The 13,352-nt window shown below is 69.0% G+C and carries 13 protein-coding genes; 5 read left to right on the forward strand and 8 right to left on the reverse strand.

Features of this window, described 5'->3' with window-relative positions; translation table 11 throughout:
* Positions 1 to 2,371: purple acid phosphatase family protein (locus tag B2869_RS01865; RefSeq protein ID WP_292762018.1), on the reverse strand; the 2,371-nt coding region annotated here is incomplete at its 3' end.
* 285 nt (positions 2,372 to 2,656) lie between these two features.
* On the opposite strand from B2869_RS01865, the gene B2869_RS01870 reads away from it, so the two are divergent.
* Positions 2,657 to 4,084 carry a CCA tRNA nucleotidyltransferase gene (locus B2869_RS01870; RefSeq protein ID WP_292762020.1) on the forward strand — a complete coding sequence of 476 codons (1,428 nt, stop codon included), beginning with the start codon at positions 2,657 to 2,659 and terminating at the stop codon, positions 4,082 to 4,084.
* 6 nt (positions 4,085 to 4,090) lie between these two features.
* Here the strand turns inward: B2869_RS01870 and B2869_RS01875 are convergent, their stop codons facing one another.
* Genes B2869_RS01875 through B2869_RS01885 form a run of 3 tightly spaced genes read right to left on the reverse strand, consistent with a single transcriptional unit; the run spans position 4,091 to position 5,434 of the window.
* On the reverse strand, positions 4,091 to 4,483 hold the full coding sequence (locus B2869_RS01875; protein ID WP_046399039.1) for a PIN domain-containing protein: 393 nt from the start codon (positions 4,481 to 4,483) through the stop codon (positions 4,091 to 4,093).
* Entirely contained in the window at positions 4,470 to 4,817 is a 348-nt protein-coding gene (locus B2869_RS01880) for a FitA-like ribbon-helix-helix domain-containing protein (RefSeq protein WP_292762024.1), read from the reverse strand. The genes B2869_RS01875 and B2869_RS01880 overlap by 14 nt, the downstream gene beginning before the upstream one ends.
* Positions 4,818 to 4,864: 47 nt before the next feature.
* A complete protein-coding gene (locus B2869_RS01885; RefSeq protein WP_292762026.1) occupies positions 4,865 to 5,434 on the reverse strand; it encodes a dihydrofolate reductase family protein in 570 nt (189 codons plus the stop codon).
* Between the two features lie 69 nt (positions 5,435 to 5,503).
* On the opposite strand from B2869_RS01885, the gene B2869_RS01890 reads away from it, so the two are divergent.
* The 4 genes from B2869_RS01890 to B2869_RS01905 all read left to right on the forward strand — a co-directional run bounded on the left by B2869_RS01890 (position 5,504) and on the right by B2869_RS01905 (position 9,604).
* On the forward strand, positions 5,504 to 6,070 hold the full coding sequence (locus B2869_RS01890) for a TetR/AcrR family transcriptional regulator (RefSeq protein ID WP_292762028.1): 567 nt from the start codon (positions 5,504 to 5,506) through the stop codon (positions 6,068 to 6,070).
* Between the two features lie 76 nt (positions 6,071 to 6,146).
* A complete protein-coding gene (locus B2869_RS01895; protein ID WP_292762030.1) occupies positions 6,147 to 7,475 on the forward strand; it encodes a GAF domain-containing protein in 1,329 nt (442 codons plus the stop codon).
* Positions 7,476 to 7,584: 109 nt separating this feature from the next.
* On the forward strand, positions 7,585 to 9,135 hold the full coding sequence (locus B2869_RS01900) for an aldehyde dehydrogenase family protein (RefSeq protein ID WP_021201420.1): 1,551 nt from the start codon (positions 7,585 to 7,587) through the stop codon (positions 9,133 to 9,135).
* A gap of 67 nt (positions 9,136 to 9,202) precedes the next feature.
* Positions 9,203 to 9,604: a DUF779 domain-containing protein gene (locus B2869_RS01905; RefSeq protein WP_021201421.1), complete on the forward strand. Its 402-nt coding sequence runs from the start codon at positions 9,203 to 9,205 to the stop codon at positions 9,602 to 9,604.
* A gap of 359 nt (positions 9,605 to 9,963) precedes the next feature.
* Here the strand turns inward: B2869_RS01905 and B2869_RS01910 are convergent, their stop codons facing one another.
* Genes B2869_RS01910 through B2869_RS01925 form a run of 4 tightly spaced genes read right to left on the reverse strand, consistent with a single transcriptional unit; the run spans position 9,964 to position 13,329 of the window.
* Entirely contained in the window at positions 9,964 to 10,719 is a 756-nt protein-coding gene (locus B2869_RS01910; protein WP_292762035.1) for an ABC transporter ATP-binding protein, read from the reverse strand.
* The gene (locus B2869_RS01915) at positions 10,716 to 11,513 is read right to left on the reverse strand and encodes an ATP-binding cassette domain-containing protein (RefSeq protein WP_292762038.1); all 798 of its coding nucleotides are present in this window, start codon (positions 11,511 to 11,513) and stop codon (positions 10,716 to 10,718) included. The genes B2869_RS01910 and B2869_RS01915 overlap by 4 nt, the downstream gene beginning before the upstream one ends.
* Entirely contained in the window at positions 11,510 to 12,370 is an 861-nt protein-coding gene (locus B2869_RS01920) for an ABC transporter permease (RefSeq protein WP_292762040.1), read from the reverse strand. Before B2869_RS01920 ends, B2869_RS01915 begins: the two co-directional genes overlap by 4 nt.
* The gene (locus B2869_RS01925) at positions 12,367 to 13,329 is read right to left on the reverse strand and encodes an ABC transporter permease (protein ID WP_021201426.1); all 963 of its coding nucleotides are present in this window, start codon (positions 13,327 to 13,329) and stop codon (positions 12,367 to 12,369) included. The genes B2869_RS01920 and B2869_RS01925 overlap by 4 nt, the downstream gene beginning before the upstream one ends.
* Positions 13,330 to 13,352: the final 23 nt, after the last annotated feature.

The following is a 13,352-nucleotide window of genomic DNA, read 5'->3' on the forward strand; positions in this document are numbered from 1 at the left end:
CACCGGCCGTGGCCGTGACGCTCAGGGCGGCAGTGACCTCGGTGCCGTCGGGCAGGATCACCGCGAGCGTGTGCGCGCCGGCCGGGGTGTTCGCCGGGATCGTGACCGTGCGCTGGAAGGATCCGTCCGCACCGGCGGTGGCCGTGCCCAGCTGCACCGGGTCGGAGCGCAGCTCGAGTCGCAGCTGCGCGCCCTCCGCGAAGCCGCTGCCCGATACCGTGACCGTGCCGCCGGCCTTCACGGATGCCGCGCCGAGCTCGACCTTGGCCGGAACCTCGGGCTCCGGCGTGACCGGAGGCGTGACGCCGGCCTCGGTGACCCACTTCTCCCCGGCATCCGACTTCGTCACGGTGAACGTGTCGTAGACGGCGCCGACGGGGAGTTCGGTCGTGGCGCCCGGCTGCTTCTCGGCGAGGTAGGACCGGTAGACCAGCTGGTTCTTCGAGACGTCGATGACCTGGTAGGTCGTCACGCCCTGCCCGCGCAGCACCTGGGTGGCGCCGTTGTTGGTCCAGACGTTCTTCTCGGGGGTCTCGAGGTCGTAGTGTTTCGCGCCCGAGTTCGACACGACGTAGACCGGGCCGGTGGTGAGGCCGGGGGTCTCGGTGGCATCGGTGTTCACGTAGCCGCGAGCGTAGGTGTGGTCGTGGCCCATGAGCACCAGGTCGATGTCGTTGCGCTGGAAGACCGGGAGCCACTCGGCGCGCAGCACCGGCTCGTCGCGACCCTCGGATGCCGAGAACACCGGCTGGTGGAACGTGACGACGTTCCACTTCGACGGGCTGTTCTGCAGCAGCAGGTCGAGCCAGGCGCCCTGGAAGCGGGTCCACAGCGTGCCGATCTGGGACGACGGGCACTCCGTGCCCGTGCAGGACGGGAGTCCGGCCGGGGTCAGGAAGGTCGTGTCGCGGGTGGCGTTCAGCGTGATGAAACGCACGCCCTGGTAGTCGGTGTAGTACGCGGTCTCGGCGGCGAACGAGCTCCAGTGGTCGAAGAACGCGCGGTACTGCTGCGCCACGGCGGAGTCGCCCTTGGCGAGGTCGGCCAGCTCGCCGATCGAGCTCGTCGACGGGTTGTTGCGCGGGTATTCGAACGCGGCCTTCCACGCCGTGAGCAGCTTGTCGCCCGAGTACTCGTGGTTGCCGGGGGCGGCCATCACGTTGGTGCGGACGGCCGAGTCCTTCATGCCCTTGAACCAGTTGACCCACTCGTTCTCGTTGCTCGACGTGTTGATGAGGTCACCCGCGTGCACCGAGCCGATCGACCGAGGCGCGGCGGCTTCCGCCTGCTTCACGACGCTCGGCCACGTGGTGTCGAGGCCGATCTGCGCGTCGCCGTAGTAGATGAACTGGAAGTCGGTCACGGACGGATCCGCGGTGCGGAAGGTGAACCAGTCGCTCCAGCTGCCCGGGAGGCCGACGCGATAGCGGTACTCGGTGGCGGCGGTGAGGCCGGTCACGGTGGCCGAGAAGTGCTTGTTCGGGTTGCCGTTCACGACACCCGCGTCATACGCGTCGACGGTGCGGGTCTCGCCGCCCGCGGACGGCGCGATCTCGACCTGTCCGACCGTGTGCGAGGCGTCGCCGGCGAGCCAGGAGAACGACTGCGAGACGGCAGGCTGCTCGGTCGGGGTGAGGATGACGCGGGTCGGCGCGGCGACGACCGGGGTGCCGGGAGCGGATGCCTTCACCAGCGTCAGCGACGACATGTCGAAGAAGATGTCGGAGCTGGTCTCCCGGTCCTGGAACAGCGAGACGGCGATCGTGTTGGTGCCGTCGTGCAGCAGGTCGCCTTCGGCGCTGAACGTGCTGGTGAGCGGGTCGCCGTTGCCGTCTCCCGCGTACTCGACGTTGGTGGTGTCGGTGATGCGGCCGTCGACGTAGCGGGCGACCTCTTCGCCGTTGATCCAGACGATGATCGCGTCGTCGTAGGTGATCGTGCTCTGCAGGGCGGCGACCTGCTCGGCGACGCCCGCTTCCAGCTCGAACGTCGTGCGGAAGAAGTAGGTGGGAACGGTCGGGGCTTTCGCGCCGTCGAGGTAGTGGTTCAGAAGGGTCTTCGGCGTCTGCGGCCCGACCGGTGCGAGTTTCCCGCCCTTCGCGCCGAACGAGCCGGTCGCGGTCTTCCATGCGCTGTCGTCATAGGCGGGCAGTGTCCAGTCGCGGAGCGCCGCCGGTGCGGGAGACGGGTCGGAGCCGTCGTCGAGGTAGTGCCAGGAGGTGTCGCCGGTGATCAGCGATCCCGTCGGCACCTCGGGGTCGGGTGCGGCGAGAGCCGCGGGGGCGACGACGGCGCCGCCGAGCAGGGCGAGGAGCGCGACGGACGTCAGTCCGCGACGCCGCCACCGCACCGCAGGGGTGGGGGAGGTCATGTCAGTCCTTCGAGGTGGGGTTTCCGTGCTCAGCCGCACGAGGCCCCTCCACCCCATCGAAGATGGATGACCGGCGTCTGACCCCGAAGGGAAGGGCGGGTGAACTCCGCGACCGACGCTCCTTCGGCCGAAACGGAGACCGACGTCGCGGGGACCGGCGTGTCGAGGGGTGGCGCGCCGGCGCGCGGGCGGATGGTCTGGGTTTCGCAGAACGGCTCGGAGACGAGGAAGGAGGAGCAGCAGACGGCCCCGGCACGAACGGCTCACCCCGGTACGCTGGAACCCATGCTCAATATGGCTGACGGCCTCGCCCGTCTCGGTGCGCTCGCCGAGAATCCGGTCGTCCGCACCCTTGCGACGGCGTTCGAGGAGGCCGGCTTCGATCTGGCCGTCGTCGGTGGTCCGGTGCGCGATGCGCTGCTCGGACGCGCGACCCATGACCTCGACTTCACGACCAACGCCTCGCCCGACGAGATCCTGACCATCGTCACGCCGATCTCGACCGCACAGTGGGACATCGGCCGGGCGTTCGGCACGATCGGCGCGCGCGTGCAGCGCGAACAGGTCGAGATCACGACGTATCGTGCCGACAGCTACGACGGCGTGACCCGCAAGCCCACGGTGGAGTTCGGCGACACGATCGACGGCGACCTCGTGCGCCGCGACTTCACCGTCAACTCCATGGCCCTGCAGGTGCCGTCGGTCAAGCTCGTCGACCCGACCGGTGGGGTGGAAGATCTGATCGCGGGTGTTCTGCGCACCCCGGCGGACCCCCGGATCTCGTTCGGCGACGACCCCCTGCGCATGCTGCGCGCCGCGCGCTTCAGCGCCCAGCTCGGCTTCCGCGTCGAAGAGGCCACGGCCGAGGCGATCGCCGAGCTCCGCGAGACGCTGAAGATCGTGAGTCCGGAGCGCATCCAGTCCGAGCTCGTGCGCCTCATGCAGACCGAAGACCCGGTGCGCGGGATCCGCGTGCTGGTCGACACCGGGCTGATCGACGAGTTCCTGCCCGAGGTCACCGAGCTGCGCCTCGAGGTCGACGAGCACCACCACCACAAGGACGTCTACGAGCACTCGCTCACCGTGCTCGCCCAGGCGATCGAGCTCGAGCACTCCCGGCACCCCGGCGCCGCGCCCGACGTGCCGCTGCGCATCGCGGCACTCCTGCACGACATCGGCAAGCCGCGCACCCGCAAGCTCGAGGCCGGGGGAGTGGTCACGTTCCACCACCACGATGTGGTCGGGGCGCGCATGGCGCGCAAGCGGCTGCAGGCGCTGCGCTTCGACACCGAGACCACGAACGCCGTCGCCACGCTCATCGAGCTGCACCTGCGCTTCTTCGGCTACGCCGAGGGCGCCTGGACGGATGCGGCCGTGCGTCGCTACGTGCGCGATGCCGGCGATCTGCTGGAGCGCCTGCACATCCTCACCCGCGCCGACGTGACCACGCGGAACAAGCGCAAGGCCGGTCGTCTCGCGAGCGCCTACGACGACATCGAGTCGCGCATCGCCGCACTCCGCGAGCAGGAGGAGCTCGACGCGATCCGTCCGGAGCTCGACGGCAACCGCATCCAGCAGGTGCTCGGCATCAGCCCCGGACGCGAGGTCGGCGAGGCGTACCGGTTCCTCCTCGACCTGCGCCTGGACGAGGGCGTGCTCGGCCCCGATGTCGCCGAGCAGCGGCTTCGGGAGTGGTGGGCCGCGCGCGGCTGACCTGTCTCAGCGCAGTTCGGGGACGATGATCTCGACGTCGCCGGACACGAGCTCGAAGTCCTTCGGGTTGAAGGTGAGGAGGGCGGCGCCGAGTGCGTAGGCGTGCCCGGCCAGCATGAGGTCCTTGCTCCGGGCATGTGCGGGACGGGTCAGGATCACCTCCGACGCAAGGCGGGCGTATCCCTCCGCGGCTGCCCGATCGAACGGGAGCCAGTCGGCTTCGAGGAGTGAGGAGAGGCGCATCAGTTCGTTGCGGCGGCTGCGGCGAAGAACCGGATCTGTCGCACGCTCGACTCCGAGCTGAAGTTCGGCGTAGACGATGGCGCTCAGAGCCACGTCGTCCGGGGGCAACTGCACGCTGTCGAGCTGGATCAGCACGTTCGTGTCAAGAAGAATCACGACTCTCCCACGGGTCCCGGAGCGGTTCGAGGAAGAAGTGATTCTGCCTGTCCGCCTCCAGCTCCGCCGCCCATTCCCGACGCATCCTGTCATGTTCCGGGGTCGACGGGTTCGCATCCACCCTCGCCATGATCTCGCTTGATGGGACCGACCACCGGCCCGGACGGGCCATCCGCTGCGCCAGGTCGGCTTCGAGCCCGCTCGCGCTGTTCTTTGCCAATCGCGTGAGCACGTCGCGCACCTCGGCCTCCATCGAGCGGGAGTTCTGTCGGGCACGCTCCTTCAGCGCGTCGACGACATCGTCGCTGAGATTCCGGATGGTCACGGTCGCCATATTCCGCCTCCTGACAGCAGAATGCTAGCAGGAAGATATCTCTCGCATCACCCCTCGCGCCGACGCTCCAGTTCGGTGAACACCACGCCGCTGTCGTAGGCAACGGTCTGCACGGCATCGAACCGCGCGGGGTGGTACGGACGCTCGCCGAACAGCGGGATGCCCGAGCCGAACAGCAGAGGCTGCCGCTTGAGGATGAGCCTGTCGATCTCGTCGGCGAGTGACGCGGCGAGAGCGCCGCCCCCGCAGAGCCAGATGGCGGCGCCGTCCTCCTGCTTCAGTCGCCGCACCACCGAGACGGGGTCTTCGGAAGTGACCTGCAGGTTCTCGGCCTCTGCGCTCTTCGTGCGACTGAACACGATCTGCCGAAGGTGCGCATAGGGGCTGGGCAGGCCGCCCACCCGGTAGGTGTTCCATCCCATCAGCACCGTGTCGAAGACGTCGCGGTTCTGTGCGATCCCGAGCGCTGCGGCCGCGGCGGTCGGGAGGGCGTCGGCGAAGCGCCGATTGATGCCGTCCATGTGGTCGCCCTCGACGAGGAACGCGTCGAACTCGCCGTTCGGGCCGGCGATGTAGCCGTCGAGGGTGACGGCGGCGTAGTACACGAGTTCTCGCATGATGCTCCAATCACTACGTTTGTCGCAGTTACAGTACAACAGGCGTAGTGATTGCGCTAGTCTTCTCCCATGGTCAAGAACGACGCCCGGCGGCGGGCGATCGCGGATGCGGGACTCACGGTGCTCGCACGTGAAGGGTCGAGAGGTCTCACGCACCGCGCGGTCGACGTCGCCGCGCGGGTTCCGACCGGCACCACATCGAACTACTTCCGCAGTCGGAACGCCCTGATCGAGGGACTCGTCGAGCGAATCGGAGAGCGACTCGCTCCTACGACTGAGGATCTCGAGCGCCGCGCGAACGTGCCACCCGGCCCCGCGCTGTTCGCCGACTACATCCGCGACATCGTGCGAAGGCTGACCGAGGATCGAGACGTGACGCTCGCCCTGTTCGAGCTGCGACTCGAAGGCGGCCGACGCCCCGAGGTCGCCGCCGTGCTGGGCGCCTGGCAACGTGCCGGCTTCGACGGCGACATCGCCTTCAACACCGCGGCAGGGCTCCCGGGCGGACGCCGCGAGATCGCGCTTTTCCACTACGCGATCGACGGACTGCTGCTCGACCGGCTCACCACGCCGATCGATCCGGACACCTCGACGGACGAGGTGATCGACGACCTCGTCGCCGGCCTCCTCCGTTGACGCGGTGAGGTGTTCCCTCGGGGCCGCGCTGCTCGTACACTGAGGCAACGCACGCTCTCGACGATCGGAGACCGCTGTGTCTGCGCCGTGGCAGGTATCCCGCGAGTCCCTCCCCCCGACATCGCGACTGCTCATCGAGCGTGCGCACGACGAGCTGCTCGCCGGCAATCTCGACGACCGGCGGCTGCAAGAGGTGCGCCCCCTCGTCCGCGAGTCGTGGGAGAGGTCGTGGCGCGGTCGGGTCGGACCCGAAGGCGCTCCTCCGCTCGAACTGGTCAGCGACGAGCTCGAGGCCTACCGCCTCGCTCACCCTCTCGCCTCGGTGATGGACATGATCCGTGCGCTGCTGCTGCCCGGCGAGGCGGAGGACACCGGAGTGATCATCGCCGTCGGCGACCAGGCCGGACGCCTGCTCTGGATCGAGGGGGATGATCAGCTGCGCTCGCTCACCGACGGCATGGGCTTCGTCGCCGGTGCGAACTGGTCCGAGGATGCCGTCGGCACGAGCGCCCCCGGAACCGCGCTCGCCCTCGGCCAGTCGGTGCAGATCCGCGGAGCGGAGCACTACAACCGCCTCGTGCATCCGTGGTCATGCACGGCTGCACCCGTCCGCGACCCCGAGACGCAGCGTGTGCTCGGAGTCATCGACATCACCGGAGGCCCCGAGGTGGTCTCTCTGCAGGCGCGACTGCTGGTCGATGCGACGGCCCGCGCGGTCGAGTCGGAGTTGATGGTGGCTCGTCTGCGCCGACGGAGCGAGGAGTCCCGGCCGCGAACCAGCGTGACGAAGGGACGGATGCCGGCGACCGCGCGCGCGACGCTGCATGTGCTCGGCCGGGATCGGGCCCGTCTGGAGACCGAGTCCGCACACGACGAGTCCATGATCGAGCTCAGCGCACGCCACGCGGCGATCCTGCTGATGCTGGCCGTGCACCGCCAGGGTCTCTCGGCCGAGCGCCTCTGCGAGCTCGTCTACGGCCCGGGCGTCTCGCCCGACACGCTCCGCCCGGAGATGGTTCGCCTGCGCAAGGTGCTCGAGCGCACGGCCCCCGATCTGGTGCCCGAGTCGCGCCCGTACCGCCTTCCCGTCGCCCTCGATACCGACGCACATGACGTGCTGTCACTGCTCGATCGCGGCGCGCACCGTGTGGCGCTCACCGCCTATCGGGGTCCGGTGCTCCCCGAGTCGACCTCGCCGGGCGTCGAGGAGTTCCGGGAGTCGGTGAGGGGAGCGCTCCGCGAAGCGATGCTGTCCGAGGCGAGTCTCGACGTGCTGCTCTCCTACGCAGAGATCCCCGAGGGGCAGGGAGATGCCGAGGCACTCCGTCTCGCGCTGGAGATGCTCCCCGCCCGGTCGCCGAAGCGCGCAGGGCTCGTCGCGAGGATCGAGCGCCTCGAAGCCTGACCGCGGCCCGCAACCGGGCGCAACGTTGCGCATCGGGGCGCAACCCCGGGCGACCTACCTTCGGAGAAGAGCCGCTGCACCGACGCGCGGCCCCGTCGAAGGAGACCCCATGAGCATCGTCGAAGAAGACGTGTCCCTCGCCTACGCGGCCCCGGGCCAGCCGGGCGCCCTCGCGAACTACCGGCCGCGCTACGGCCACTACATCGGCGGCGAGTTCGTCGAACCCGTGAAGGGCCAGTATTTCGAGAACGTCAGCCCCGTGAACGGCAAGGTCTTCACCGAGGTCGGTCGCGGCACGAGCGAAGACATCGACCGGGCCGTCGAGGTCGCGTGGCAGGCGTTCGCGACCTGGGGCAAGACCAGTCCTGCCGAGCGATCCGTGATCCTCAACAAGATCGCCGACCGGATCGAACAGCACCTCGAGGAGATCGCGGTCGCCGAGACCTGGGAGAACGGCAAGCCGGTGCGCGAGACCCTCGCCGCCGACATCCCGCTCGCCGTCGACCACTTCCGCTACTTCGCCGGCGTCCTGCGGGCGCAGGAAGGCGGCATCAGCCAGCTCGACGAGAACACCGTCGCGTACCACTTCCATGAACCGCTGGGTGTGGTCGGTCAGATCATCCCCTGGAACTTCCCGATCCTGATGGCGGTCTGGAAGCTGGCGCCCGCGCTCGCCGCGGGCAACTGCGTCGTGATCAAGCCCGCCGAGCAGACACCGGCATCCCTGCTGTTCCTGTTCGAGATCATCGGCGACCTGCTGCCGGCCGGCGTCGTGAACATCGTGAACGGGTTCGGTATCGAGGCGGGCGCTCCGCTCGCGCAGCACAAGCGCATCCGCAAGGTCGCCTTCACGGGCGAGACCACGACCGGTCGCCTCATCATGCAGTACGCCTCGCAGAACCTGATCCCGGTGACGCTGGAACTCGGAGGCAAGAGCCCCAACGTGTTCTTCGAAGACGTCGCGCGTTCGACCAGCGATCCGTTCTACGACAAGGCGCTCGAGGGCTTCACGATGTTCGCGCTGAATCAGGGCGAGGTCTGCACCTGCCCCTCGCGCGCACTCATCCAGCGGTCGATCTACGACGGCTTCCTCGCCGACGGGCTGGAACGGGTCGCGAAGGTCGTGCAGGGCAATCCGCTGGATCCGGCGACGATGATCGGCGCGCAGTCGTCGAACGATCAGCTGGAGAAGATCCTCAGCTACATCGACATCGGCAAGCAGGGCGGTGCGCGACTGCTCACCGGTGGCGAGCGGGTCGATCTCGGCGGCGATCTGAGCGAGGGCTTCTACGTCGCGCCGACCGTGTTCGAGGGCACCAATGACATGCGCATCTTCCAGGAGGAGATCTTCGGGCCCGTGCTGTCGGTCACCTCGTTCGACGGCTTCGACGACGCGATCTCGATCGCGAACGACACCCTCTACGGACTCGGTGCCGGCGTGTGGAGCCGCAGCGGGGACACGGCCTATCGTGCAGGGCGGGCGATCGAGGCCGGACGCGTCTGGACGAACACGTATCACCAGTACCCGGCGCATGCGGCGTTCGGCGGGTACAAGCAGTCGGGCGTCGGGCGCGAGAACCACAAGATGATGCTCGACCACTACCAGCAGACGAAGAACCTCCTCGTCTCGTACGCGGAAGGGCCGATGGGCTTCTTCTGAGCTCGATCCCCGGGCGGGCGCTGCTCCCTCAGCGTCCGCCCGGCTCCCTCCCCGGAAGGCGGCAGTCATGGTCAGCATCGGCACCTACCAGCGCGTGGACGTGACGGAGGCGGCGGCCGCACTCGTGCGTGAGCTGACCGCACAGCACGGGCCGCTCATGTTCCACCAGTCCGGCGGCTGCTGCGACGGCTCTTCACCCATGTGCTACCCGATCGGGATGTTCATCACGGGGCCGGGCGACGTGCTGCTCGGTGCCCTCGACGTCGGACTGCCGCAGACGGTGGAGGTGTTCATGTCGGAGTCGCAGTTCGAGTACTGGAAGTACACGCACCTGACCATCGACGTGGTGCCGGGGCGCGGTGCGGGTTTCTCGGTCGAAGGCCCGACCGGGATGCGATTCCTGATCCGGTCCCGGATGCTGAACGATGCGGAGCTGGAGTACTTCGGCTTGTCGACGCGAGCGGTGTGAACGGCGCGACGGAGGCTTCTGGTTACGATGAGCCGATGTGGTGGACGGACGAGCAGTGGTCGGAGCTCATCGATCCCGCGCGGTGTGGCATGTGCGCCGACGCTCACCTGGAGGAGAACGAACACAGCATCCTAAGGCGGTCGGCGCTGCGTTCACGCCCCGAAAGATCGACTACCTCGTGATGGGGCATCGCGCACCGCACCTGCACTGCCATGTGTTCCCGCAGCATCGAGACGATGACCCGCTTCGGAATGTGGATATCGGGGAGGGGCCTGTGTACCTGTCGGCGTCCGAATTGGGTGGTTCCGTCGCCGCTCTTCGCGAGACGTGGCGGGACTTCGCCTGACCCCGCCCGGTGCTCAGCGCGGCAGCCGCGGCACGGCATCGACCAAAGCCCGCGTGTACGGGTCCTGCGGGTCGTGCAGCACGGCCGGGGTGGCCCCCTGCTCGACCACGCGGCCGTTCTGCAGCACGAGCGTGCGATCACAGGCCGAGGCGATCGCGGTCAGATCGTGCGACACCATCACGAGCGACAGGCCGTTCTCGCGGCGCAGCCGGTCGAGCAGCTCGAGCACCTGAACGCGCGTCGTCACGTCGAGGGCGCTGACGGGTTCGTCGGCGAGCAGCACCCGGGGGCGTGAGACCACGGCGCGCGCGATCGCGATGCGCTGGCGCTGCCCACCGGAGAACTCGTGCGGATAGCGGCGCGCGGTGTCGGCGGGAAGCCCGACGGAGTCGAGCGCCTCGGCGATGCGGCGTTGGGCATCGGCGCCGGTTGCCAGACCCAGCGAACGGAGCGGTTCGCCGATGATCCGGTCGATGCGTTGGCGCGGGTCGAGAGACGAGTACGGGTCCTGGAACACCGGCTGCACGCTCGCGCGGAAGCGACGCATCTGCGCCCGGTCGCGCAGTGCGAGCGGGGCATCCTCGAACAGCACCTGTCCATCGCGCGGGGCGGCGAGTCCGAGCAGCAGTCGCAGGATCGTCGACTTGCCGGCACCCGATTCGCCGACCAGGCCGAGGGAGTCGCCCTCGTCGATGCGCAGCGACACGTCGTCGAGCACGCGACGGGACCCGTAGGCGAAGCCGGCACCGCGCAGTTCGAGCAGGCTCATGCGCCGACCTCCCCGGCGTCGAGGAAGGCGTCGAGTGCACGGGCGCTGTCGACCAACATCCGCGTGTAGGGCTCGGCGGGCTCCTGCAGCACCTGCGCGACCGTGCCTGCTTCGACCACGAGTCCGTCGCGCAGCACGACGATGCGATCGACCATGCGCGAGACGACGGCCAGATCGTGGCTGATGAACAGCAGCGCCATGCCTCGTTCATGGACCAGGCGTTCCATCAGCGCGAGCACGCCGTCCTGCACGGTCACGTCCAGCGCAGTCGTCGGCTCGTCGGCGATGAGCAGCTGCGGGCGTGCCGCCAGGGCGATGGCTATGGCCACCCGCTGACGCTGGCCACCCGAGAGCTCATGCGGGTAGGCGCGTGCGATGCGGGCGTCGGACAACGCGACCTCGTCGAGGGCAGCCGCTACCGCAGAACGCAGCTCCGCCCCGCGCAGCCCGAGATGGCGGCGCAGCGGTTCGGCGATCTGGCGGCCGACCTTCATCAGCGGGTCGAGCGCGGTGAGGGGCTCCTGGAACACGATCTGCGCGACGGGTCCGCGCAGCGGGCGGAGGTCGGCGTCTCGGGTGCCGATCACCTGGTGGCCGTCGAGCAGCACCGAGCCCGACGCGCTGAGGGCATCCGGCAGCAGCCCGGTCACGGCCAGGGAGGTCAGCGATTTGCCCGAGCCGGACTCACCGATCAGGCCCAGGCGCTCACCGGGCGCGAGGGAGAAGGAGACATCGCGCACGAGGGTGCCCGCGCCGGAGCGGACCGTGAGGCCGGAGACGTCGAGGATGCTCATCGGCTCCTCCTGCGGGTCGGGTCGGCCAGGTCACGCAGACCGTCGGCGAGGAAGTTCACGCCGAGCACGAGCGCGATGATCGCGACACCGGGAGCGATGGCGCCGACGGGAGCGGTGAGCACGGTGCCCTGCGCCTCCTGCAGCATCCGCCCCCACGATGCGTTGGGCGGCGGTGCTCCCAACCCGAGGTACGACAGGCTCGCCTCGGCCAGCACGGCTGCGCCGAACTGCAGCGCGAGGCTCACGGCGAGGGTAGGGGCGATGTTCGGAAGCACGTGCTGGAACACGATGCCGAGCACGCCGGTGCCGCTCGTGCGCGCGGCGGTGATGTACTGCTCCTGCAGCACGCGACGCGCGAGGATGCGCGTGAGGCGGGCGACGACCGCCGACATCGCGAGTCCGATCGCGAGCACCGCCGACCACAGCGACGCTCCCTGTACGGCGACGACCAGCATCGCGAGCAGGAGGACGGGGAACGCGATCACGACATCCAGTCCGGCGGAGAGGGTGTCGTCGACCCAGGGGCGCGCGAATGCGGCGAGAATCCCGACGACGGTGCCGAGGATCGCCGCGATCGCGACGGCGCAGGTGCCGACGATGAGGGCGATACGTGCGCCCCACATCAGCTGCGAGAACAGGTCGCGTCCGAGTCGGTCGGTGCCGAGCAGGTGCAGGGCGCTGGGCCCCTCGAGACGGCCGCCGCTGGTGTCGGCCAGCGGATAGGGGAGCCAGAACAGGGAGACCAGGGCGATCAGCACGATGATGCCGGTGAGGACGATCCCGATCAGCAGGGTCGCCTTCGGCCGCCGGCGCACGGGCACGGACGCGGTGATCAGCTGTTCGGCGACGCGGCTCATCGGTTCCCCGAGACGCTCGTGCGCAGGCGCGGGTCGATCAGGCGCTGCACGATGTCGGCGGCGAACCCGACCAGCAGCACGAACAGGGTGCTGACGACGAGGACGCCCTGGATGACCTGGAAGTCATGCTGCTCGATGGCCGACAGCAGCAGGCTGCCGAGTCCCGGAAGCGTGAAGACGCTCTCGACGACCACCGCGCCGAGAAGCGTCGTCGACAGTTCGATGCCGAGCACCGCGACGACGGGCACCGCGCCGTTGCGCACCCCATGCCGGAGCAGAGCCTCACCCATGCCGGAACCACCGGCGCGGGCGGTGCGCAGATAGTCGCTGCCGAGCACGTCGAGCGTCGCCGAGCGCACGTAGCGGCTCAGGGAGGCGCTCATGACGATCACGATGGTGAGGATGGGCAGCGCGAGCGAGCGCAGTGCATCCGCCGGATCTTCCCAGTCCTTGCGGGGGAATCCGCCGGACGGCAGAGCACCGAGGCCGAGCGCGAACACCCAGACGAGCACCACGCCGACCCAGAACACGGGGACCGCGACACCGAGCTGCGCGAAGCCCGAGAGGGCGATGCCGTACCAGCGGTCGGATTTCACGGCGGCGGTGATGCCGATGACGAGGGAGACGAGCAGCGCGATCGTGAAGGCGATGAGGGTGAGCGGGAGCGTCACGGCGAGACGGTCGGCGATGTCGGGCCCGACGGGGCGCGAGCTCAGGAATGATTCACCCAGATCGAAGCGGAGCACCTGGCTCGCCCACGTCGTGAACTGCTGCAGCAGCGGCTGGTCGGAGCCGACCTGAGCGCGCGCGGCATCGATCTGCTCCGGGGTGGCGTTCACCGAGAGCAGGGCGTTGGCCGGGTCGCCGGGAAGCAGGCGCAGCAGAACGAAGATCGCGACCATCGCGACGACGAGCGATACCGCGAGGAACGCGAGGCGGCGCAGGAGGTAGGCGAGCATGGCTTCTCAGGATGACGTGGGGG

This window comes from Microbacterium sp. UBA3486 (assembly GCF_002377845.1).
In the GTDB taxonomy this organism is placed as follows: Bacteria; Actinomycetota; Actinomycetes; order Actinomycetales; family Microbacteriaceae; genus Microbacterium; species Microbacterium maritypicum_A.

Excerpts from the sequence above, each read along its gene's own strand:
- B2869_RS01870 (WP_292762020.1), top strand. The coding sequence starts at position 2,657 with ATGCTCAATATGGCTGACGGCCTCGCCCGTCTCGGTGCGCTCGCCGAG.
- B2869_RS01880 (WP_292762024.1), bottom strand. The coding sequence starts at position 4,817 with ATGGCGACCGTGACCATCCGGAATCTCAGCGACGATGTCGTCGACGCG.
- B2869_RS01885 (WP_292762026.1), bottom strand. The coding sequence starts at position 5,434 with ATGCGAGAACTCGTGTACTACGCCGCCGTCACCCTCGACGGCTACATC.
- B2869_RS01890 (WP_292762028.1), top strand. The coding sequence starts at position 5,504 with ATGGTCAAGAACGACGCCCGGCGGCGGGCGATCGCGGATGCGGGACTC.
- B2869_RS01900 (WP_021201420.1), top strand. The coding sequence starts at position 7,585 with ATGAGCATCGTCGAAGAAGACGTGTCCCTCGCCTACGCGGCCCCGGGC.
- B2869_RS01905 (WP_021201421.1), top strand. The coding sequence starts at position 9,203 with ATGGTCAGCATCGGCACCTACCAGCGCGTGGACGTGACGGAGGCGGCG.
- B2869_RS01910 (WP_292762035.1), bottom strand. The coding sequence starts at position 10,719 with ATGAGCCTGCTCGAACTGCGCGGTGCCGGCTTCGCCTACGGGTCCCGT.
- B2869_RS01915 (WP_292762038.1), bottom strand. The coding sequence starts at position 11,513 with ATGAGCATCCTCGACGTCTCCGGCCTCACGGTCCGCTCCGGCGCGGGC.
- B2869_RS01920 (WP_292762040.1), bottom strand. The coding sequence starts at position 12,370 with ATGAGCCGCGTCGCCGAACAGCTGATCACCGCGTCCGTGCCCGTGCGC.
- B2869_RS01925 (WP_021201426.1), bottom strand. The coding sequence starts at position 13,329 with ATGCTCGCCTACCTCCTGCGCCGCCTCGCGTTCCTCGCGGTATCGCTC.